The organism is Cupriavidus sp. OV096, assembly GCF_900115455.1.
Taxonomy (GTDB): domain Bacteria; phylum Pseudomonadota; class Gammaproteobacteria; order Burkholderiales; family Burkholderiaceae; genus Cupriavidus.
This window is the reverse complement of sequence record NZ_FOWM01000003.1, coordinates 382,165-401,932: the sequence shown is the minus strand read 5'-3', so window position 1 is coordinate 401,932 and position 19,768 is coordinate 382,165. Positions and strand designations below refer to the sequence as shown.

Genomic DNA, 19,768 nt, shown 5'->3' with positions numbered 1-19,768 from the left:
ATTTTGCCGAGGTTCGATCGATCAGGCGTCGCCCGCCAGGACCTGCGCGATGTGCAGCACGCGGGTGCGCGTATCGCCGGACCGGCGCAGCCGGCCTTCGATATTGAGCATGCAGCCAAGGTCGCCCAGCACCACGGCATCAGCGCCGCTGGCCTGGATGTTGGCGCATTTCTCGTCGACGATGGCCGTCGAGATATTGCCGTATTTCACCGAGAACGTGCCGCCGAAGCCGCAGCAGGCCTCGCAATCCTTCATCTCGGTCAACTGCACGCCGGGCAGCTTGCCGAGCAGCGCGCGCGGCTGCTGCTTGACGCCGAGTTCGCGCAGACCGGAGCAGGAGTCGTGATAGGTGACGTGGCCGGAAAATGCCGAGTCGACGGTCTCGATCTTGGCCACGTTGACCAGGAAATCGGTCAGTTCGTAGACGCGTTCGCGCAGGCGCTCGTAACGGCCGTGGAGTTCGGGGTCGTCGCGCAGCAGGTCCTGGTAGTGCGCGCGGACCATGCCGCCGCAGGAACCGGAGGGGATCACCACGTAGTCGAACATCTCGAACTCACGCAGGAATTTTTCGGCCAGATCGCGCGAGACGGCGCGCTCGCCCGAGTTGTACGCGGGCTGCCCGCAGCAGGTCTGCGCCTCGGGCACCATGACCTCATAACCCGCCGATTCCAGCAGCTTCAGCACCGAAAACCCGATCTCCGGGCGCATGAGGTCCACCAGACAGGTGGCGAACAGTCCGATTCGCATCGCTTCCTTTTATCCAGACCCGAAACCTCGCAATTATGCGCCCCCACCGCGCCGCTGCGGGCAGCACGCGCCGCAAACTTGTTCATCGCCGCGCGCAATGCCGCTCATGCGAAAGCGGCGCCACCACTGGAAGGGAATCTCGGTAATTGCATTTCACCTATTGAAATTTTCACAATGCGAGATAGAATCAGGCAAACGCTTAATTTGCCGCACGGCAACATTTCCTCCTATGGCAGAAGCAGACAAGGCACCCGGCAAGACCTCGATCCAGGTCATCGAACGCATGATGACGTTGCTGGATGCGCTCGCCCAACACGCGGATCCCGTCAGTCTCAAGGAGTTGTCGCTGGCCACCGGCCTGCATCCGTCCACGGCGCACCGCATTCTCAATGACATGGTGGCGTGCCGTTTCGTGGATCGCTCGGACCCCGGCAGCTATCGGCTCGGCATGCGCTTGCTGGAACTCGGGAATCTCGTAAAGGCGCGGCTCTCTGTGCGTGATGCCGCACTCGCACCGATGCGCGCGCTGCACCGCGTCACCGGGCAGACCGTGAACCTGTCGGTGCGTCAGGGCGATGAGATCGTTTATATCGAGCGCGCCTACAGCGAGCGCTCGGGCATGCAGGTGGTGCGCGCCATCGGCGGCCGCGCCCCGCTGCACCTGACCTCGGTCGGCAAGCTGTTCCTGGCTGCCGACGAGGCCGGGCGCGTGCGCAGCTATGCCACGCGCACCGGGCTGGCCGGGCATACGGGCACGTCGATCACGGACATCGCCAAGCTGGAGCGCGAACTGAGCTGGGTGCGCACCAACGGCTATGCGCGCGACAACGAGGAACTGGAGCTGGGCGTGCGCTGCATCGCGGCCGGCATCTATGACGACTCGCGCCGGCTGGTGGCCGGGCTGTCGCTGTCCGCGCCGGCAGACCGCCTGCAGGACAGCTGGCTGCAGAACCTCAGGGACACCGCGCTGCAGATCTCGCGCGGCATGGGCTACGTGGCGGACGCCGTGTCGGCCTGATCGCGCCACGAGCGCGCCTCACGCGCGTATCGCCCAAAAAGAAACGCGCCGACGGGCTGCCCCGCGGCGCGTTTTCAATTGGCGGCGGCTACCTGAATCAGGTGCCGCGTGCCTGCTGCGAGGCCAGGATCGCGTGCGCCGCGTGCGGCGCGCTAGGACCCTGCGTAAGGTTTGGGGAGTTGGGGAACGGCCGTTGCGGACCCTGCACCGACGGCTGGTGCTCAAGCCACGTGCGCACGCGCGTGGCATCGGCAAAGCGCGACAGCTTGCCCACGGAGTCCAGGAACACCATCACCACGTTGCGATCGTTCACACGGGCCTGCATCACCAGGCACTGGCCGGCTTCCGAGATGAAACCGGTCTTCTGCAGGCCGATCTCCCAGTTGCCGCCGCGCACGAGGCGGTTGGTGCTCACGTAATGGAGCGGACGGCCCAGCACGTTCACTTCATGCTCGGTCTGGGTCGAGAATTCGCGGATGGTCGGGTTGCGGTAAGCGGCGTTGACCAGGCGGGCCAGGTCCATCGCGCTCGACACATTGCTGCTCGACAGGCCGCTCGAATCGACGAAGTGGCTGTCGTTCATGCCGAGTTCGCGCGCCTTGCGGTTCATCGCGCCCACAAACGCCGGCAGGCCGCCCGGGTAGCTGCGGCCCAGCACCGAAGCGGCACGGTTTTCCGACGACATCAGCGCCAGCAGCATCATTTCATGGCGGGTCAGCTGCGTGCCAAAGCGCAGGCGCGAGCTGCTGTGCTTCTCGGTGTCGCGATCTTCCTCGCTCACCGTCAGCACTTCGTCCATCGGCAGGTGCGAGTCCATGACCACCAGCGCCGTCATCAGCTTGGTGATCGAGGCGATCGGCAGCACCGCCGTCGGATTTTTCTGGAACAGGACTTCGTTCGTGTTCTGGTCCAGCACCAGCGCCACGGAGGAACGCAGCGCGAGCGCGTCTTCCGTATCGCGCAGGCCCATGGACTCTGCGAGCGTCGGTTTCGACGGCACGAAGGCCGCGCGAACCGGCTGCGCTCGACTGGCCACGACGGTCTTCTTGCCGTGGCGCAGCACGATCACCTTCCGCGATGACGAGGGTTTCTCGCTCGCGGCTGCGACCTTTTTAGTGGATTTGGAAGCAGTTACCTGCTTTTTGGCCGAGGTTTTCGTCGCAGTCGACTTCGTCGCTGCGTACGTCACCGGCGCGGCCAGCATGGACACCGACACCAGCGCCGAAGTGGCGATGGCGGTCAGGGGCATGCTGAAGAGTCGGGAAATAAAGGATTGGGACCGGAACATGATCTGTTCAGCGCGGCATTTGGTGGAATGGCGCTAGTTTAGGAAATAAAGAAATTGTTAGCAAGATTAAAGACTTACGAAGGCTCTTTAAAGTTCGATTCGCAAACAATTCCACATTACGGGAAATGTGCCGTATTGGCCATTTCTCGCGCCAGCGATTGTCGTTTGCACTTGTTTGTCGACAACTGCGCACAACGCTTCGCACCTAGATAAGAAACAGTTTCCCTAACATCAATATCGGTGGCTTTTGTGAAAACCTCATCAGGGGAAACCTCAATCCGGCGCGAAGTCATGAGAGGAAACGCGCGAACCCGCTCACCGGTTCACGCTCCGTGACCAATTGATTGGCCGTCGCCTCCGGGTCGGCGTAGCCCAGCGACATGCCGCACACCACCATCTCGTTCTCGGTCAGCTGCAGTTGGCTGGCCAGGACGCCGTGGAATTGCGTGAACGCCGCCTGGGGGCAGGTGTCTAGCCCGCGGGCGCGCGCAGCCACCATGATGCTTTGCAGGAACATGCCGTAGTCGAGCCAGCTGCCCTGCTCCATGATTCGGTCGATCGTGAAGATCAGGCCGACCGGCGCATCGAAGAAACGGAAGTTGCGGGCGTGCTGCTCGTGCATGCGCGCCTTGTCTTCCCGGCTGATCTCCAGCAGGCCGTACAGGTCCCAGCCCACCTTGCGGCGGCGCGCCAGGTACGGGTTGACCCACTCGCGCGGATAGTACGGATACTCCTCGCGGTACTTGGTGTCGCGCTCCGGGTCGTCATAGGCGGCCAGCACATCGGCGCAGAGCCGCGCCTTGGCGTCGCCCGCGAGCACGTAGACCCGCCACGGCTGGGTGTTGGTGCCGGACGGCGCGCGGCTGGCCACGGCGAGGATGTCCTCGACGGTCTCGCGCGGTACTGGCGTATCCAGGAACGCCCGGATCGAGCGGCGCGTGGTGATGGCGCGATCGACGATCGCCGCGGAATCGGTCACGGACGTATCGCCGGTGGCGGAGGTGACTTCAAGGGTGTCGCGGGGGGCAGCGCCATGGTTGGACATGCTTCGAAGGTCTCCGGGTTATTGTGTTTTATTGATCACGCCGCGCTCGGCCGCACCAGCGGCGTCAGCGCCTGGCGCAATGCGGGCGGTAGCGCTGCCGGGCGGCGTGTCGCGCGATCCACATAGACGTGGACGAAGTGGCCCTGCGCAGCGGCCACCTCATCGTCGTTGCAGAACAGGCCCACCTCGTAGCGCACGCTCGAGTTGCCCAACCGCGCCACGCGCAGGCCGGCCACGACGGTGTCCGGGAACGACAGCGACGAGAAATAGTTGCATTGCGTCTCGATTACCAGCCCGATGGTCTCTCCCGCCTCGATGTCCAGCACGCCCGCGCGGATCAGGTAGGTGTTCACGACGGTATCGAAATAACTGTAGTAAACAACGTTGTTCACGTGGCCATAGACATCGTTGTCCATCCAGCGCGTGGTGATCGGCTGGAAATGCGCGTAGGCGCTGCGGGTGTCCGGTTGTGGCTTCATCGGCATCGGCGTTGTTGTTGGGATTTGTTGCGATCTCAAAAAGCTGCCGCCGCAGCGGCGGTCGCCCCGGCGCCGTAGCGCTGGTGGTGGCGCGCGGCTAGCCGCACGGTCTGGGTGTGCACGGCCACGGTGTCCTCGATCTGGTTGCCGTAGCCGCCGGCCATTGCCACGGCCATCGGCAGGCGCCGCGCGAGCGCGGATTCGAACACGAGCGTGTCGCGCCGGGCCAGGCCGGCCAAGGTCAGGCGCAGCCGGCCCAGGCGGTCGCCCTCATGGGGATCGGCGCCGGCGAGGTAAATCAGCAATTCGGGATCGAAGCGCGCGTAGAGCGTGTCCAGCGCGCCAGCCAGCGCAGCCGCGTAGGTGTCGTCGTCACAGCCGTCCGGCAGGCCGACGTCGAGGTCGCTCGCCTCCTTCCGGAACGGGTAGTTTTTCTCGCCATGGAGCGACAGCGTGAACACGCTCGGGTCGTCGCGCAGGATCGACGCCGTGCCGTTGCCCTGATGCACGTCGAGGTCGATCACCGCCACGCGGCTTACGCGCCCTTCGCGCTGCATCTGGCGCGCGGCGATGGCGGCATCGTTGAACACACAGAAGCCGCCGCCCTTGTCGGCATAGGCATGATGGGTACCGCCGGCGAGGTTGACCGCGATGCCCTCCGTCAGCGCGCTGCGGCAGGCGGCCATCGTCGCGCCGGCCGAGCGCCGCGAGCGCTCCACCATCTCGTGCGACCACGGGAAGCCGATCTCGCGCTGACGGGCGGCATCGAGCCGGCCGGAGGAGACATCGGCGATGTAGTCGGCGTTATGGGCCAGTGCCAGCGCCGCGTCGTCGGCGCGGGGCGCCTCGTGCAGGGTCAGGCCCGGCACCTCACGCACCACGGCGTCTCGCAGCATGCTGTACTTGCGCATCGGGAAGCGATGGCCGGGCGGCAGCGGCAGGACGAAGTGATCGGCGTAAAAAGCTTGCATCGGGGCGGATCGGGCGAGGATCGGGCGGGAAATTCCCGGGAAGTGACGGTGCGTGACCATTTACCGACCGGGCAGTCTGCGATGGTAGCACCGCGTTCCGCATTGCGTGAAAACGTATCAAACAGCAGACCTTCCCCGCGTTGCATCATGGTGACCGCATCGGGATAAACCCTTGCCTGGCGCCCTATACGTGGTCATTACGACGCATATGTCTGCTCAATGTCTGCTATTTCTTGTGCAGTGCAGCAAAACTGCTTGACAGGCTTTTTTCTGCCCTTAGAATAGGAATTGTTGCGGCGCATCAAAGCTTTTTACGAGGTCCGATTCGACCGCACACCAATATATCGCTCGGGCTGGCCAGGACATCGCGTTCATGGCTTTGACATTCGGGCGGCTTAATTTCTATTTTGCTTGACCTTGAAGTTCACCACTGGAGACCAGCAATGATCCTGACCCCGGAACAAGTTGCAGCCGCACAAAAAGCCAATCTGGAAACCCTGTTCGGTCTGACCACCAAAGCATTCGAAGGCGTTGAAAAGCTTGTCGAACTGAACCTGCAAGTGGTCAAGGCCACCTTTGCCGAAAACGTCGACAACGCCAAGAAGGCCCTGTCCGCCAAGGATGCCCAGGAACTGCTGGCCATCCAGGCTTCGCTGGTGCAGCCGGTTGCCGAAAAGACCCTGGCGTACTCGCGTCACCTGTATGAAATCGCCTCGGAAACGCAGAGCGAGTTCACCAAGGTGGCCGAAGCCCAACTGGCCGAAGGCACGAAGAACGTGCAAGCGCTCGTCGAGAACTTCGCCAAGAACGCCCCGGCCGGTTCGGAATCGACCGTCGCCATCGTGAAGTCGGCCATCTCGGCCGCCAACAACGCGTACGAGTCGGTCCAGAAGGCCACGAAGCAAGCCGTGGAAATGGCCGAAACCAACTTCCAGGCTGCCGCCACCGCCGCAACCAAGGCTGCTCAGCAAGCCTCGGCCACGGCCCGCACGGCTGCCAAGAAGCCGGCTGCCACCGCCTGAGCGGTAGCGCCCTCGCCCGCCCCGCGCATCGGCTCCGGCCGCTGCGACGGGTTGGCAAGAACCCGGCCCCTCTGACGAGGGGCCGGGTTTTTTTTCGTCTCTATGGTTTGAGGAACGTGGCGCGCCATGGCTCGCCACCCTCGATGGTGCCCCGCATCTCGCGGCCATCCACGTGGCCGACGTAGCGCTCGTCGTCGATGGTGAAGACGATCTCCGTGCCGCGCAGGCGGCCGTCCCAGATCGGCGTCGACCGCTCGCCTTCGCGCATCACGCCTTCCAGCTTCTGGAACGTCTGCGACAGCACCAGCAGCTTGTTCCCCATCGCCCATATCCCCGCCACCCTCGCCGGCACCAGCCACAGGTAGACGCCGCACGGCCCCGGGCAGGCCTCGACGCTCGGCACGTACTCGTCCGGCCGCCAGTCCGCCATATCGAACGAGTTCGAGACGATGCGCGTGCCGGCCCGCATCCCCAGCAACGTGGGACGGAGACGCAGGTTCACGCTTGGCAGCAGGAACAGCGTGACGACCGTGGCATCGGAAAAATCCGACTTGAAGATGTCCGCCCGCTCGAAGGTGGCGCGACTGGCCACGCCTTCGGCCTGGGCGGTGCGTCGGGACACCTCGACCAGTTCGTTGTTGAATTCGATGCCACGCGCGGTGGCGCCTCGCTTGGCGGCGGTAATGACCAGGCGGCCATCGCCGGAACCCAGATCGACGAGCCGATCCTGGGGCGTCAGCTTCGCCATGTCGAGCATCTGGTTCACCAGCGGCTGGGGCGTCGGAATCCAGATCACGTCCTTGCCCGACTGGCCCATGGTCGGCCTGGCGCCCGGTTCTTCGAACTGCGCCCAGGCCGCGCCGGGCAGGAATACCAGGCACAGCGCGGCGGCAAGCAGGTGTGTCTTCCGCATCGTGTTCACCCAACGATGCTAGGAGATCGGCCCCGGGAGCGCCATGCCGGATAGACAACCCCTCCGCTGCCGGCCCTACCCGCTTGCGGCAGGCAATCGGCGGTCCCTCCTGGCGGTTAATTGCTAAATTTCGATCCAAAAGAAAACCCGCCATCGCGGCGGGTTTTCTCGTTGCGGCCGAAGCTTAGCGCTTGCGCGGCGGCGGCACGTCCGTGCAGACGCCTTCGTAGATCTCGGCAGCCATGCCGATCGACTCGCCCAGCGTCGGGTGCGGGTGAATCGTCTTGCCGATATCCACGGCGTCGGCGCCCATCTCGATGGCCAGGCACACTTCGCTGATCAGGTCGCCCGCATGGGTGCCCACGATACCGCCGCCGATGATCCGGTGCGTTTCCTCGTCGAAGATCAGCTTGGTGAAGCCCTCGTCGCGGCCATTGGCGATGGCGCGGCCCGAGGCGGCCCACGGGAACGTGCCCTTACCGTACTTGATGCCCTGCGCCTTGCACTGCTCCTCGGTCAGGCCGGCCCAGGCCACTTCCGGATCGGTGTAGGCCACCGACGGGATCTGCTTGACGTCGAAGTACGCCTTCTCGCCATGCGCGGCTTCGGCAGCCACGTGTGCCTCGTGCACCGCCTTGTGGGCGAGCATCGGCTGGCCGACGATGTCGCCGATGGCGAAGATATGCGGCACGTTCGTGCGGAGCTGGTTATCGACCTCGATAAAGCCGCGGTCCGTCACCGTCACGCCAGCCTTCTCGGCGCCGATCTTCTTGCCGTTCGGCACACGGCCGACGGACACCAGCACCAGGTCGTAGCGCTGCGGTTCGGCCGGCGCGGCCTCGCCCTCGAACTTCACGTAGATGCCATCCGGCTTGGCTTCCACGCCCACCGTCTTGGTCTTCAGCATCACGTTGTCGAAGCGATGCTTGTTCATCTTGTCCCAGACCTTGACGAGGTCGCGATCCGCGCCCTGCATCAGGCCGTCGAGCATTTCCACCACGTCGATGCGCGCGCCGAGCGTGCTGTACACCGTGGCCATTTCCAGCCCGATGATGCCGCCGCCAATCACCAGCATCTTGTTGGGGATGTCCGGCAGTTCCAGCGCGCCAGTCGAATCGACAATGCGCGGGTCCTCCGGCACGAACGGCAGCTTCACAGCCTGGCTGCCGGCGGCAATGATCGCCTTCTCGAAGCGGATCACCGTCTTCTTGCCGGTCGGGGCCTTGGCGTCACCTTCGGTTTCCTGCACTTCAAGGTGATGCGGATCCAGGAACGTGCCGATGCCGCGCACCACCTGCACCTTGCGGGCCTTGGCCATGCCGGCCAGGCCGCCGGTCAGCTTGCCGACCACGGTTTCCTTGTAGTGGCGCAGGCCGTCCAGGTCGATCTTGGCTTCGCCGAACAGGATGCCGTGCGCGGCCAGCGCCTTGGCTTCGTCGATCACGGCCACGTTGTGCAGCAGCGCCTTCGACGGGATGCAGCCCACGTTCAGGCAGACGCCGCCGAGCGAGCCGTAGCGCTCCACCAGCACGGTGTTCATGCCGAGGTCCGCCGAGCGGAACGCGGCCGAGTAGCCGCCGGGGCCGGCGCCGAGCACGAGCATGTCGCACTGGATGTCGGCGCTGCCCGCATGCGTGGCGGCGGCCGGCGCCGGGGCCGGAGCGGCCTTCGGTGCAGCGGCGGCAGCGGGGGCAGCAGCCGGTGCGGGAGCGGCGGCAGGTGCCGGGGCAGCGGCAGCAGCGGCGCCGGCTTCCACGGTGCAGATCACCGTGCCCTTGGCCACCTTGTCGCCCACCTTGACCTTCATGTCCACGATCTTGCCGGCCGACGACGACGGCACGTCCATGCTGGCCTTGTCGGACTCCAGCACGATCAACGACTGCTCTTCCTCGACCGTATCGCCGGCCTTGACCAGTACTTCGATCACTTCCACCGCGTCGAAATCGCCGATATCCGGCACCTTGACTTCGATCACACTCATACTTTTCCTCCTGGGATGCGCGCCCTGCCCGCCTGGGGCTCAGGCCGCGCCGTCGTTGTTGGTTGCCGCCCCGCCATCCGCGCCGTTCTCACCGTTTGAACCATCCGGTACTGGCGCGGGTGCCGGCTGCGCCTGCAGCCGCACGGTATGCACGTCGATGGGACCTGCCGAACTCTTGTCGAACTCCACGCCTGCGTCCACGCCGATCCGCGCGATCTCCCCGGCGCCGATGCCGGGCCGGTCGTAGACCGCGTGCATGGCCCCGAGCGCATAGTTGCGCCCCGAGCCAATGCCCCAGAAGCGGTCGAACGCGAACACCTCGCGGTAGGAATAGACGCCGAAGATGCCGCCCGGATTGGCGATCAGGCAGACGATCTGCGACGACTCGTACGGATCGTCCTCGTCTTCCTTGGTGTTGATGAAGTACTCGGTCTTGAGCTTTTCATGCACCTTGAGGAAGGTCCGGAACACATCGTCGCGGGTCAGCAGGCGGCATTCGTCGCCCATGCCGGTCAGCAGCGCCCGCATCACCGGAAAGTGCGCGGTGGTGCCGGCCAGCGCGACGAAGCTCTCGCCCACCGGGAACACCTTCTGGTTGCGCTCGTAGGCACGCGACAGCCGCGTGTCGCCGAACGTAACCAGCGCGTCTGCCGCAATGGCTACCTCGGCGCCCTTCCTTACGACTACGCATGTCGTCATGGTTCGCCCCTTGCAGTTCGTACAGGCCCGCGCGCCGGCAACCGAGGCCGCCGGCGCGCGCGTGGGCCGTGCTTACAGCAGAATCCGGCGGAAGTCCGCCAGCAGCTGGGCGAAGTACGTGTTGAAGCGGGCCGCCTCGGCGCCGTCGATGACGCGGTGGTCCCACGACAGCGACAGCGGCAGCGTCAGGCGCGGCGCGAACTGCTTGCCGTCCCAGACCGGCTTCATGTACGACTTGCACACGCCCATGATGGCCACTTCCGGCGCGTTGATGATCGGCGTGAAGTAGGTGCCGCCCAGGCCGCCCAGCGACGAGATCGAGAAGCAGCCGCCCTGCATCTGGTCCGGCTTCAGCTTGCCGTCGCGCGCCAGCTTGGCGAGTTCGCCCATTTCCTGGCTGATCTCGAGCACGCCCTTGCGGTCCGCGTTCTTGATGACCGGCACGACCAGGCCGTTCGGGGTGTCCGCCGCAAACCCGATGTTGAAGTACTTCTTCAGCACCAGGTTGTCGCCGTCCAGCGAGGCATTGAAGTTCGGGAACTTCTTCAGCGCCGCGACGGTGGCCTTGATCATGAAGGCCAGCATGGTTACCTTGACGCCCGACTTCTCGTTTTCCTTGTTCAGCTGCACGCGGAAGGCTTCGAGGTCGGTGATGTCCGCTTCGTCGCAGTTCGTGACGTGCGGGATCATGACCCAGTTGCGATGCAGGTTGGCGCCCGAGATCTTCTTGATGCGCGAAAGCGGCTTGTTCTCCACTTCGCCAAAGCGCGTGAAGTCCACCTTCGGCCACGGCAGCAGGTCCAGGCCGACGCCCGAGCCACCAGCGGCAGCCGCTGCGGCCGGCGCGGCGGTCGAGCCGCTCATCACGCCCTTGACGAAGCCCTGCACGTCTTCCTGCGTGATACGGCCCTTCGGACCGGTACCGGGCACGCGCGACACTTCCACGCCCAGTTCACGCGCGAACTTGCGCACGGACGGGCTGGCGTGGGCGGCCTTGCCGGTCACGCCCTGGGCGGCCGGGGCGGGTGCCGAGCTGGCCGGGGCGGGAGCCGGCGCCGAAGCCGCGGCGGGCGTCGGGGCCGGGGCAGCAGCAGCCGGGGCCGGAGCCGGGGCGGCGGCCGGAGCCGCCGCAGCGCCGGCAGCGCCAGCGGCTTCCAGCACCACGATCAGCGTGCCTTCGGCCACGTTGTCGCCCACCTTGATCTTGATTTCCTTGACGGTGCCGGCCTGCGGGCTCGGCACGTCCATGGTCGCCTTGTCCGATTCCAGCGTGACCAGCGCGTCTTCCGCGTTGATCGTGTCGCCCACCTTCACGTGGATGTCGATCACCGGCACGGCGTCGTAGTCGCCGATGTCCGGCACCTTGACTTCCACGATACCGCCACCGCCGGCAGCCGGCGCAGGCGCCGGGGCCGCTGCGGGCGCGGGTGCGGGGGCCGGAGCCGCCGCGGGAGCCGGTGCCGGGGCGGCGGCCGGAGCCGGGGCAGGCGCGGCGGCGCCGGCACCTGCCGGCTCCAGCATCACCAGCACCGAGCCTTCGGCCACGTTGTCGCCCACCTTGATGCGGACTTCCTTGACGGTGCCGGCCTGCGGGCTGGGCACGTCCATGGTCGCCTTGTCCGACTCCAGCGTCACCAGCGCGTCTTCCGCGTTGATGGTATCGCCCGGCTTCACGTGCACTTCGATGACGGGTACGGCGTCATAGTCGCCGATATCCGGCACCTTGATTTCAATCGCTTGACTCATTCAGTGTCTCTCCTGGGCAGCCGGCACTCGCGTCTACACACGACAAACGCTCGGCGAGGTTACTCTCGCCTCACGCTTCTGTCACGTTGCCACGCCGCAAGGCGCCGCCGGGCCAGCCGGGGGCGCCCGCGGCGCGGCGGGTGCCGCACTGCGGGGGGGTTCAGGCGTGTAAGTCCGGGAATCAGACCGACATCGGGTTCGGCTTGCTCGGGTCGAGGTTGTACTTCTTGATCGCCTCGGCGACCTTTTCACGACCGATCGCGCCTTCGTCGGCCAGCGCCTTCAGCGCGGCCAGCGTGACCCAGTGGCGATCCACCTCGAAGAAGTGGCGCAGCTTCTCGCGGGTATCCGAGCGGCCGAAGCCGTCGGTGCCCAGCACCACATAGCGGCGCGGCACGAACGGACGGATCTGCTCGGCGAACGCGCGGATGTAGTCCGTGGAGGCGATGACCGGGCCGCGCACGCCCTTGAGCTTCTGGGCGACGAACGACTCGCGCGGCGTCTCGGTGGGGTGCAGCAGGTTGTGGCGCTCGGCGGCATTGCCTTCGCGGGCCAGCTCGGTGAAGCTCGGGCAGCTCCACAGGTCCGACTCGACGCCCCAGTCCTTCTTGAGCAGCTCGGCGGCGGCGATCACCTCGCGGAAGATCGTGCCCGAACCCAGCAACTGCACGCGCGGCGCGTTGCTGTTCTCCACGCCCTTCCGGAACTGGTACATGCCCTGGACGATGTCGCGTTCCACGCCAGCCGGCATTTCCGGGTGCTCGTAGTTCTCGTTCATCACCGTCAGGTAGTAATAGACGTCTTCCTGTTCGGCGTACATGCGGCGCATGCCGTCCTGCATGATCACGGCCAGTTCGTACTGGAACGTCGGGTCATACGAGATGCAGTTCGGGATCACGGCGTGGAACACGTGCGAATGGCCGTCCTCGTGTTGCAGGCCCTCGCCGTTCAGCGTGGTCCGGCCCGAGGTACCGCCCAGCAGGAAGCCGCGCGAGCGCATGTCGGCAGCGGCCCAGCACAGGTCGCCGATACGCTGGATGCCGAACATCGAGTAGTAGATGTAGAACGGGATCATCTGCACGCCGTGCGTCGAGTACGACGTGGCGGCAGCAATCCAGTCGCACATGGCGCCGGCTTCGTTGATGCCTTCCTGCAGCACCTGGCCAGTCTGCGATTCCTTGTAGAACATCAGCTGGTCGTGATCCTGCGGCACGTACTTCTGGCCTTCCTGGTTCCAGATGCCGACCTGGCGGAACAGCCCTTCCATGCCGAACGTGCGCGACTCATCGGGCACGATGGGCACCACGTGCTTGCCAATCTTCTTGTCCTTGAGCAGCGTGTTCAGGATCCGCACGAAGGCCATGGTCGTGGAGACCTCGCGGCCTTCGCCGGTGGCCTTGAGCAGCGCGTCGAACGCGGCCAGCTCGGGCACCGGCAGCGCTTCCGCCTTCAGGCGGCGGCTGGGCAGGTAGCCGCCCAGTTCCATGCGGCGGGCGCGCATGTATTCGAGTTCCTTCGAGCCATCCTCGAAGGTCAGGTACGGCACGTCCTCGATCTTGTCGTCCGTCACCGGGATGTTGAACTGGTCGCGGAACTTGCGGATCGCGTCCACCGGCATCTTCTTCTGCTGGTGGGCCACGTTCATGGCCTGGCCGGCATCGCCCATGCCATAGCCCTTGATGGTCTTGGCCAGGATCAGCGTCGGCTGGCCCTTGTGCTCGCTGGCGGCCTTGTAGGCGGCGTAGATCTTGTGCGGGTCATGGCCGCCACGGTTCAGGCGCCAGATGTCGTCGTCGGACCAGTCGGCCACCATGGCCTTCAGCTCCGGCGTGTTGAAGAAGAACTCGCGCACGTAGGCGCCGTCCTTGGCCTTGAAGGTCTGGTACTCGCCGTCCACGCATTCCATCATGCGTTTCATCAGCAGGCCCTTGGTGTCGCGTGCCAGGAGCTGGTCCCAGCGGCTGCCCCAGACCACCTTGATCACGTTCCAGCCCGAACCGCGGAATTCCGATTCCAGTTCCTGGATGATCTTGCCGTTGCCGCGCACCGGACCGTCCAGGCGCTGCAGGTTGCAGTTGATCACGAAGACGAGGTTGTCCAGCTTCTCGCGGCCGGCCATGCCGATCGCGCCGAGCGATTCCGGCTCGTCGGTCTCGCCGTCACCCAGGAAGGCCCAGACCTTGCGGTCGCCGGCCTTGGCCAGGCCGCGGCTGTCCAGGTACTTCATGAAGCGCGCCTGGTAGATCGCCATGATCGGGCCCAGGCCCATCGAGACGGTCGGGAACTGCCAGAAGTCCGGCATCAGCCACGGGTGCGGGTAGGACGAGATGCCCTTGCCGTCCACTTCCTGGCGGAAGTTGTCGAGTTGCTCGGGGGTCAGGCGGCCCAGCAGGAAGGCGCGCGAGTACACGCCCGGCGCCGAGTGGCCCTGCACGAAGACGAGGTCGCCGCCGCTCTGCTCGGACGGGGCGCGCCAGAAGTGGTTGTAGCCGACGTCATAAAGCGTGGCGGCCGACGCGAACGACGAGATATGGCCGCCCACGTTGGTGTGCTTGTTGGCGCGCAGCACCATGGCCATCGCGTTCCAGCGCGTGTACGAGCGGATGCGGTGCTCGATATCCTGGTCGCCTGGAATGCGGGCCTGCTGCTCCACCGGAATGGTGTTGATGTACTGCGTCTCGGCGTGGAACGGCTGGGTCACGCCGTTCACGCGTGCGTATTCGATCTGCTTTTCGATCAGGAAAGCGGCGCGTTCCGCACCTTCGGCCGCCAGCACGCCCTGCAGGGCATCCAGCCATTCATGCGTTTCCTGGGGATCGGCGTCGTTGGCGCTGCTCGCGCCGAGAATCTGCTCTGGTACGGCTGACATGAGACTGTCTCCTGGTGAATTCCTGGCGAGCGCACGAGATCCGCCCGCATTGTCTGGTCGAAGCGATTCTATGGAAGCACAGCAGAGGCTGACAAGCGAAATTTTCAGATTACGGATTCGTTTCTTATAATGTGAAATATTGCGGCGGTGCACCAGAGCGCGCGCGCCGCAGGCCGATGTCGCCCGCGCATTGATCGGACGCCGCTTCCTCGCCAGCCCTGCCCGGGGCACGATCCGCGCAAACTTGAGCAGGTGCCGCATAGGCGCTTTCCCCAAGCGACGCACCGCAATAATCCCTATACACTGGCCGGTCAGCCGTCAATCCCTTATGCAGTTCTTCCAACGACTCCTCTCCGGCCTGCGCACGGCCATGCTTCCCCCAAATCCCTCCGGGGCCGTGACCCCGGCCACGGTGGAAGCGTCTGCCGCCGCGCACCATGCCGCCCAGCACGCGGCCCACGCCGGACGCGACGGCGATCCCCATGACGACGTGGCGCACGACGCCGCCGACGCCCACGAAGCCGACGGCCCCTTCGCCGCCGCGCCGCGCCGCCTCTGGTGGCTGCGCTGGCGCAACCTCGTGGCGACGAGCTGGTTCATGTTCATCCCGCTCGTGGCGATTGTGCTCTTCACCGTGGCGATGGGCGTCATCCTGTGGTCGCTGCACGAGACGGAGCGCCAGCAGCAGCGCGACGCCCTGTACCGCGACGCCGCCTGGGCGCAGCAGCGCGTGCGGCTCTCCCTGCTGAGCAACCAGGACCAGCTGGCCTCGCTGGCGCGCGACATCGCCGCCGCGCAGCTCGACCAGGGAGCCTATCGCACGGCCGCGCAGGAAATCTTGCGAGAGAACCCGGAAATCGTCTTTGTGAACTGGCTCGATGCCACGCGGCGCGGCCGCTGGTCGCTGCCGTCCACGTCGGAGTTTGCCGGCCGGTTGCGGGAGACCGTCGACCATCCGCTGGAGCCGGAAGTCCTCGACACCTTCGACGCCGCCCGCGAGACCCAGCGCGTGGTCTACTCCCGCCCGCTGATGAACGACCGCGGCGACAGCTTCATGCTGATGGAAGTGCCGATCGTGCGGGACAACGAGTTCCTCGGCACCCTCGGCGCGCTCTATTCGATCAACGGCATCCTGACCCACCTGCTGCCGCCCGAGCTGACGGAGCGCTACCGCTTCTCGCTCATCGACAAGAACAACCAGACGCGCGCGAGCACGTCGCTGCGGCCCGTGCCGGGCAATGCGCTGTCGTACGAAGTGCTGCTTGATCCACCTGGACACTCGCTCTCGCTGCGCGCGGATGCCTACCCGCCGCCATCGAACCTGCCTAACAACATGCTGCTGTGGCTGGTGGTGGGGCTGTCCTGCTTCCTGCTCTGGAGCCTGTGGAGCATGTGGCGGCACACCAGCCGCCGCTCCGAGGCGCAGCGCGCCCTGCTGGCCGAGACCTCGTTCCGCCGGGCGATGGAAAACTCGATGCTGATCGGCCTGCGCGCGCTCGACCTGAACGGCCGCATCACCTATGTGAATCCCGCCTTCTGCCGCATGACGGGCTGGTCCGAGGGCGCCCTGGTCGGCCGCGTGCCGCCGTTCCCCTACTGGCCGCCCAACGACCAGCAGGAGATGCAGAAGCAGATCGACCTGACGCTGCAGGGCAAGTCGCCCGCCACCGGCTACGAGATGCGCGTGATGCGCCGCGACGGCAGCAGCTTCTTCGCGCGGATGTACGTCTCGCCACTAGTAGACGGCCGGGGCCGCCATACGGGCTGGATGAGTTCGATGACGGACATCACCGAGCCCAAGCGCGCCCGCGAGGAACTGGCCGCCGCACACGACCGCTTCACGACCGTGCTGGAAAGCCTGGACGCCGCCGTGTCCGTGCTGGCCACCGACAAGGCCGAGCTGCTGTTCGCCAACCGCTATTACCGGCAGCTGTTCGGCTGGGAGGCCGAGGGGCACCTGAAACTGGCCGGCGACGACTTCGACCGCGAGCAGATGTCGAGCGACAACACTGACTTTGTCGACGCGTACGCCGGCCTGCCGGCCTCGGAGCTGATGCCGTACGCGTCCGACGCGCGCGAGGTCTTCGTGCCAGACATGCAGAAATGGTTCGAAGTGCGCCGCCGCTATATCCAGTGGGTGGACGGCCACCTGGCGCAGATGCAGATCGCCACCGACATCACGGTGCGCAAGGCCGCCGAGGAAATGGCGCGCCAGCACGAGGAACGGCTCCAGTTCACCAGCCGGCTGACCACGATGGGCGAGATGGCGTCGTCGCTGGCGCACGAACTGAACCAGCCGCTGGCGGCCATCAATAACTACTGCATGGGTGCCGTGGCGCGGCTCCATTCGGGGCGCAGCACGCCGGAAGAGCTGATTCCTGTGCTCGAAAAGACGTCGGCACAGGCCGTGCGGGCGGGCACCATCATCAGCCGCATCCGGGGGTTCGTGAAGCGCAGCCAGCCGCAGCGGCGCGAGGCATCCCTCCACGATATCGTGGCGGACGCCGTGGGCCTGGCCGACCTGGAAGCCACGCGCCGCCGCGTGACCATCCTCACCCGCCTGCCTGCCCCCCCGCTGCTGCTGTACGTGGACCCGGTGCTGATCGAGCAGGTGCTGGTGAACCTGCTCAAGAACGCCGTGGAGGCCATGGCCGGGCTGCCTGCCATGCGCGCCGCCGGCGTGGTGCGCCTGCATGCGCGTATCGAGCCGGTGGAGTTCGGCCAGTGCGTCTGCATCGACGTGATCGACCAGGGCCCGGGCGTGGACGAAACCACCAAGGAGCGCCTGTTCGAGCCGTTCTTCAGCACCAAGTCCGACGGCATGGGCATGGGCCTGAACATCTGCCGCTCGATCATTGAATCCCACCAGGGCCGGCTCTGGGTGGAAAACAATGTGGACGGGATCGGCTGTACGTTTAAAATCACGCTGCCGCTGCAGCCTGCGCTCCCCGAGCAATAAGCCCGGGCACCCCGGCGAGACAGACGCGATGAGACCTTCCGCCGCGGGGCTTGGGTGGGTCGCCGCAGATCTGCCACTCGACCGGATAGTGTTGCGCACGCCGCCAGGCGGTTACACTTAGTTGCAAACGACTTGGTCGTTAACGAATTTGCCCCAGGAGACTTCATGACCGCAACGCCCAGTCCCACTCCGCATCGTGGCGAGACCGTGTTCATCGTCGATGACGATGAAGCCATGCGCGACTCGCTGACCTGGCTGCTGGAGGGCAATGGCTACCAGGTGCGCAGCTTCAACAGCGCCGAGCAGTTCCTGTCCGCCTACGATGCCGGCCAGGTGTCCTGCCTGATCCTGGACGTGCGCATGCCCGGCATGAGCGGCCCGGAACTGCAGGAACGCATGCTGGCCGAGCACATCGACATTCCCATCGTGTTCATCACCGGCCACGGCGACGTGCCGATGGCCGTGTCCACGATGAAGCGCGGCGCGATCGACTTCATCGAGAAGCCGTTCGACGAATCCGAGCTGCGCGCGCTGGTGGAGCGCATGCTCCAGAAGGCCCGCACGGACCATTCGGCCGCCCGCGAGCAGCGCGCCGCCAAGGACCTGCTGGGCAAGCTGACCACGCGCGAGCAGCAGGTGCTGGAGCGCATCGTGGCCGGCCGCCTGAACAAGCAGATCGCCGACGACCTGGGCATTTCCATCAAGACGGTGGAGGCGCACCGCGCCAACATCATGGAAAAGCTCAACGTGAACACCGTGGCGGATCTGCTGCGACTGGCACTGTCGCGCAACAGCTGATCGGCTGGATGGACGGGGAAAAAACGGCGCAAAGGCGCCGTTTTTTTATGGATCGTCGATCAGGAGGTTGGCGGAAAAAGTAATGCAAACAGCACAATCATGCCGAACTGGGTGTGCCACAAACTGTCCCGTCCGAGCAGCTTGCACCGCGCCAACTGCCCGCCGATGGGCGCCAAACCCTTATAATCCGGCTTTGTCCGCGACGCCGCCGCCACGCGCGCGCCGCCTGCCCCGACTTCCCAGCCTCTCCCGCAGAATCCCATGCCCGCCCAACTGATCGACGGCAACGCCCTTGCCAAACAAATCCGTACCGAAGCCGCCCAGCGCGCCGCCCGCCTGACCGAGAAGGGTCACCAGCCCGGCCTCGCCGTGGTGCTTGTGGGCGAGGATTCCGCCAGCCAGGTCTATGTGCGCAACAAGGTCAAGGCTTGCGAGGACAACGGTTTCCATTCGTCGCTGGACCGCTATCCGGTCGATCTGTCCGAAGCCGACCTGCTGGCGCGCATCGACGAACTGAACGACGACCCGAAGATCCACGGCATCCTGGTGCAACTGCCGCTGCCGAAGCACATCGACAGCCACAAGGTGCTCGAAGCCATCGCCCCGGAAAAGGACGTGGATGGCTTCCACGTGGCCAACGCCGGCGCGCTGATGACCGGCGCCCCGTTGTTCCGCCCGTGCACGCCCTATGGGTGCATGAAGATGCTGGAATCGATCCAGTACCCGCTGCGCGGCGCGCGTGCCGTGGTGGTGGGCGCCTCGAACATCGTCGGCAAGCCGATGGCCATGCTGCTGCTCCAGGCCGGCGCAACCGTAACGATCTGCAACAGCAAGACGCGCGACCTGGCCGCCCATACGCGCGAGGCCGATGTGATCGTGGCCGCCGTGGGCCGCCGCAACATCATCACCGCCGATATGGTCAAGCCGGGCGCCGTGGTCATCGACGTCGGCATGAACCGTGACGATGCCGGCAAGCTGTGCGGCGACGTGGACTTCGCCGGCGTGCGCGAGGTGGCCGGCCACATCACCCCGGTGCCGGGCGGTGTGGGGCCGATGACGATCACGATGCTGCTGATCAACACCCTCGAAGCCGCCGAGCGCGAAGCCGGCCTGTAATCCGCCGGCCGCCGGGCCTGATCGGCCCCCAATCGGCCCGATAGGAAAGTCGAACTGGAAATTTCCGCGCAGACGCCTCATCTTTGCACGTGTGAACGTATAAAGACCGAGGCTCGC

General features: G+C 65.6%; 15 protein-coding genes. 5 read left to right on the top strand and 10 right to left on the bottom strand.

What is annotated here, in order from left to right; all coding sequences use genetic code 11:
* Positions 1-21: 21 nt before the first annotated feature.
* Positions 22-747: a (Fe-S)-binding protein gene (locus BM115_RS09170; protein WP_092292861.1), complete on the bottom strand. Its 726-nt coding sequence runs from the start codon at positions 745-747 to the stop codon at positions 22-24.
* Positions 748-976: 229 nt separating this feature from the next.
* Here BM115_RS09170 and BM115_RS09165 point away from each other — a divergent pair, with 229 nt between their 5' ends.
* Positions 977-1,765, top strand: a complete 789-nt coding sequence (locus BM115_RS09165; protein WP_092292859.1) for an IclR family transcriptional regulator — start codon at positions 977-979, stop codon at positions 1,763-1,765.
* A gap of 97 nt (positions 1,766-1,862) precedes the next feature.
* Here BM115_RS09165 and pbpG read toward each other — a convergent pair whose 3' ends face one another.
* The 4 genes from pbpG to BM115_RS09145 all read right to left on the bottom strand — a co-directional run bounded on the left by pbpG (position 1,863) and on the right by BM115_RS09145 (position 5,548).
* Positions 1,863-3,053, bottom strand: coding sequence for a D-alanyl-D-alanine endopeptidase (gene pbpG, locus BM115_RS09160; RefSeq protein ID WP_092292857.1), 1,191 nt, complete (start codon positions 3,051-3,053; stop codon positions 1,863-1,865).
* Positions 3,054-3,342: 289 nt separating this feature from the next.
* On the bottom strand, positions 3,343-4,098 hold the full coding sequence (locus BM115_RS09155) for a nitroreductase (protein WP_255370746.1): 756 nt from the start codon (positions 4,096-4,098) through the stop codon (positions 3,343-3,345).
* Between the two features lie 35 nt (positions 4,099-4,133).
* Positions 4,134-4,577, bottom strand: coding sequence for an acyl-CoA thioesterase (locus BM115_RS09150; RefSeq protein ID WP_092293313.1), 444 nt, complete (start codon positions 4,575-4,577; stop codon positions 4,134-4,136).
* Positions 4,578-4,612: 35 nt separating this feature from the next.
* The gene (locus BM115_RS09145) at positions 4,613-5,548 is read right to left on the bottom strand and encodes a histone deacetylase family protein (protein ID WP_092292855.1); all 936 of its coding nucleotides are present in this window, start codon (positions 5,546-5,548) and stop codon (positions 4,613-4,615) included.
* A gap of 443 nt (positions 5,549-5,991) precedes the next feature.
* On the opposite strand from BM115_RS09145, the gene phaP1 reads away from it, so the two are divergent.
* On the top strand, positions 5,992-6,570 hold the full coding sequence (gene phaP1 / locus BM115_RS09140; RefSeq protein ID WP_092292853.1) for a TIGR01841 family phasin PhaP1: 579 nt from the start codon (positions 5,992-5,994) through the stop codon (positions 6,568-6,570).
* A 100-nt stretch (positions 6,571-6,670) separates the two neighbouring features.
* Here the strand turns inward: phaP1 and BM115_RS09135 are convergent, their stop codons facing one another.
* From BM115_RS09135 to aceE, 5 genes are all read right to left on the bottom strand, one after another.
* Complete coding sequence (locus tag BM115_RS09135; RefSeq protein ID WP_092293311.1) at positions 6,671-7,483, bottom strand: SAM-dependent methyltransferase; 813 nt, start codon at positions 7,481-7,483, stop codon at positions 6,671-6,673.
* A 184-nt stretch (positions 7,484-7,667) separates the two neighbouring features.
* Positions 7,668-9,464 (bottom strand): dihydrolipoyl dehydrogenase, encoded by a 1,797-nt coding sequence (gene lpdA, locus BM115_RS09130; RefSeq protein ID WP_092292851.1) that lies wholly within the window; start codon positions 9,462-9,464, stop codon positions 7,668-7,670.
* 39 nt (positions 9,465-9,503) lie between these two features.
* On the bottom strand, positions 9,504-10,163 hold the full coding sequence (locus BM115_RS09125) for an Ntn hydrolase family protein (protein WP_092292849.1): 660 nt from the start codon (positions 10,161-10,163) through the stop codon (positions 9,504-9,506).
* A gap of 72 nt (positions 10,164-10,235) precedes the next feature.
* The gene (aceF, locus tag BM115_RS09120; RefSeq protein WP_092292847.1) at positions 10,236-11,909 is read right to left on the bottom strand and encodes a dihydrolipoyllysine-residue acetyltransferase; all 1,674 of its coding nucleotides are present in this window, start codon (positions 11,907-11,909) and stop codon (positions 10,236-10,238) included.
* 181 nt (positions 11,910-12,090) lie between these two features.
* Positions 12,091-14,778 carry a pyruvate dehydrogenase (acetyl-transferring), homodimeric type gene (aceE, locus tag BM115_RS09115; protein WP_092292845.1) on the bottom strand — a complete coding sequence of 896 codons (2,688 nt, stop codon included), beginning with the start codon at positions 14,776-14,778 and terminating at the stop codon, positions 12,091-12,093.
* 328 nt (positions 14,779-15,106) lie between these two features.
* Between aceE and BM115_RS09110 the strand changes: the two genes are divergently transcribed.
* The 3 genes from BM115_RS09110 (at position 15,107) to folD (ending at position 19,651) form a co-directional block, all read left to right on the top strand.
* Positions 15,107-17,737, top strand: coding sequence for a PAS domain S-box protein (locus BM115_RS09110; RefSeq protein ID WP_092292843.1), 2,631 nt, complete (start codon positions 15,107-15,109; stop codon positions 17,735-17,737).
* A 165-nt stretch (positions 17,738-17,902) separates the two neighbouring features.
* Positions 17,903-18,535 (top strand): response regulator transcription factor, encoded by a 633-nt coding sequence (locus BM115_RS09105; protein WP_092292841.1) that lies wholly within the window; start codon positions 17,903-17,905, stop codon positions 18,533-18,535.
* A gap of 261 nt (positions 18,536-18,796) precedes the next feature.
* The gene (gene folD / locus BM115_RS09095) at positions 18,797-19,651 is read left to right on the top strand and encodes a bifunctional methylenetetrahydrofolate dehydrogenase/methenyltetrahydrofolate cyclohydrolase FolD (protein WP_092292837.1); all 855 of its coding nucleotides are present in this window, start codon (positions 18,797-18,799) and stop codon (positions 19,649-19,651) included.
* The last annotated feature ends 117 nt before the right edge of the window (positions 19,652-19,768 follow it).

Excerpts from the sequence above, each read along its gene's own strand:
- aceF (WP_092292847.1), bottom strand. The coding sequence starts at position 11,909 with ATGAGTCAAGCGATTGAAATCAAGGTGCCGGATATCGGCGACTATGAC.
- lpdA (WP_092292851.1), bottom strand. The coding sequence starts at position 9,464 with ATGAGTGTGATCGAAGTCAAGGTGCCGGATATCGGCGATTTCGACGCG.
- BM115_RS09125 (WP_092292849.1), bottom strand. The coding sequence starts at position 10,163 with ATGACGACATGCGTAGTCGTAAGGAAGGGCGCCGAGGTAGCCATTGCG.
- folD (WP_092292837.1), top strand. The coding sequence starts at position 18,797 with ATGCCCGCCCAACTGATCGACGGCAACGCCCTTGCCAAACAAATCCGT.
- BM115_RS09155 (WP_255370746.1), bottom strand. The coding sequence starts at position 4,098 with ATGTCCAACCATGGCGCTGCCCCCCGCGACACCCTTGAAGTCACCTCC.
- phaP1 (WP_092292853.1), top strand. The coding sequence starts at position 5,992 with ATGATCCTGACCCCGGAACAAGTTGCAGCCGCACAAAAAGCCAATCTG.
- BM115_RS09145 (WP_092292855.1), bottom strand. The coding sequence starts at position 5,548 with ATGCAAGCTTTTTACGCCGATCACTTCGTCCTGCCGCTGCCGCCCGGC.
- BM115_RS09150 (WP_092293313.1), bottom strand. The coding sequence starts at position 4,577 with ATGAAGCCACAACCGGACACCCGCAGCGCCTACGCGCATTTCCAGCCG.
- BM115_RS09165 (WP_092292859.1), top strand. The coding sequence starts at position 977 with ATGGCAGAAGCAGACAAGGCACCCGGCAAGACCTCGATCCAGGTCATC.
- BM115_RS09110 (WP_092292843.1), top strand. The coding sequence starts at position 15,107 with ATGCAGTTCTTCCAACGACTCCTCTCCGGCCTGCGCACGGCCATGCTT.
- BM115_RS09105 (WP_092292841.1), top strand. The coding sequence starts at position 17,903 with ATGACCGCAACGCCCAGTCCCACTCCGCATCGTGGCGAGACCGTGTTC.
- BM115_RS09170 (WP_092292861.1), bottom strand. The coding sequence starts at position 747 with ATGCGAATCGGACTGTTCGCCACCTGTCTGGTGGACCTCATGCGCCCG.
- pbpG (WP_092292857.1), bottom strand. The coding sequence starts at position 3,053 with ATGTTCCGGTCCCAATCCTTTATTTCCCGACTCTTCAGCATGCCCCTG.
- BM115_RS09135 (WP_092293311.1), bottom strand. The coding sequence starts at position 7,483 with ATGCGGAAGACACACCTGCTTGCCGCCGCGCTGTGCCTGGTATTCCTG.
- aceE (WP_092292845.1), bottom strand. The coding sequence starts at position 14,778 with ATGTCAGCCGTACCAGAGCAGATTCTCGGCGCGAGCAGCGCCAACGAC.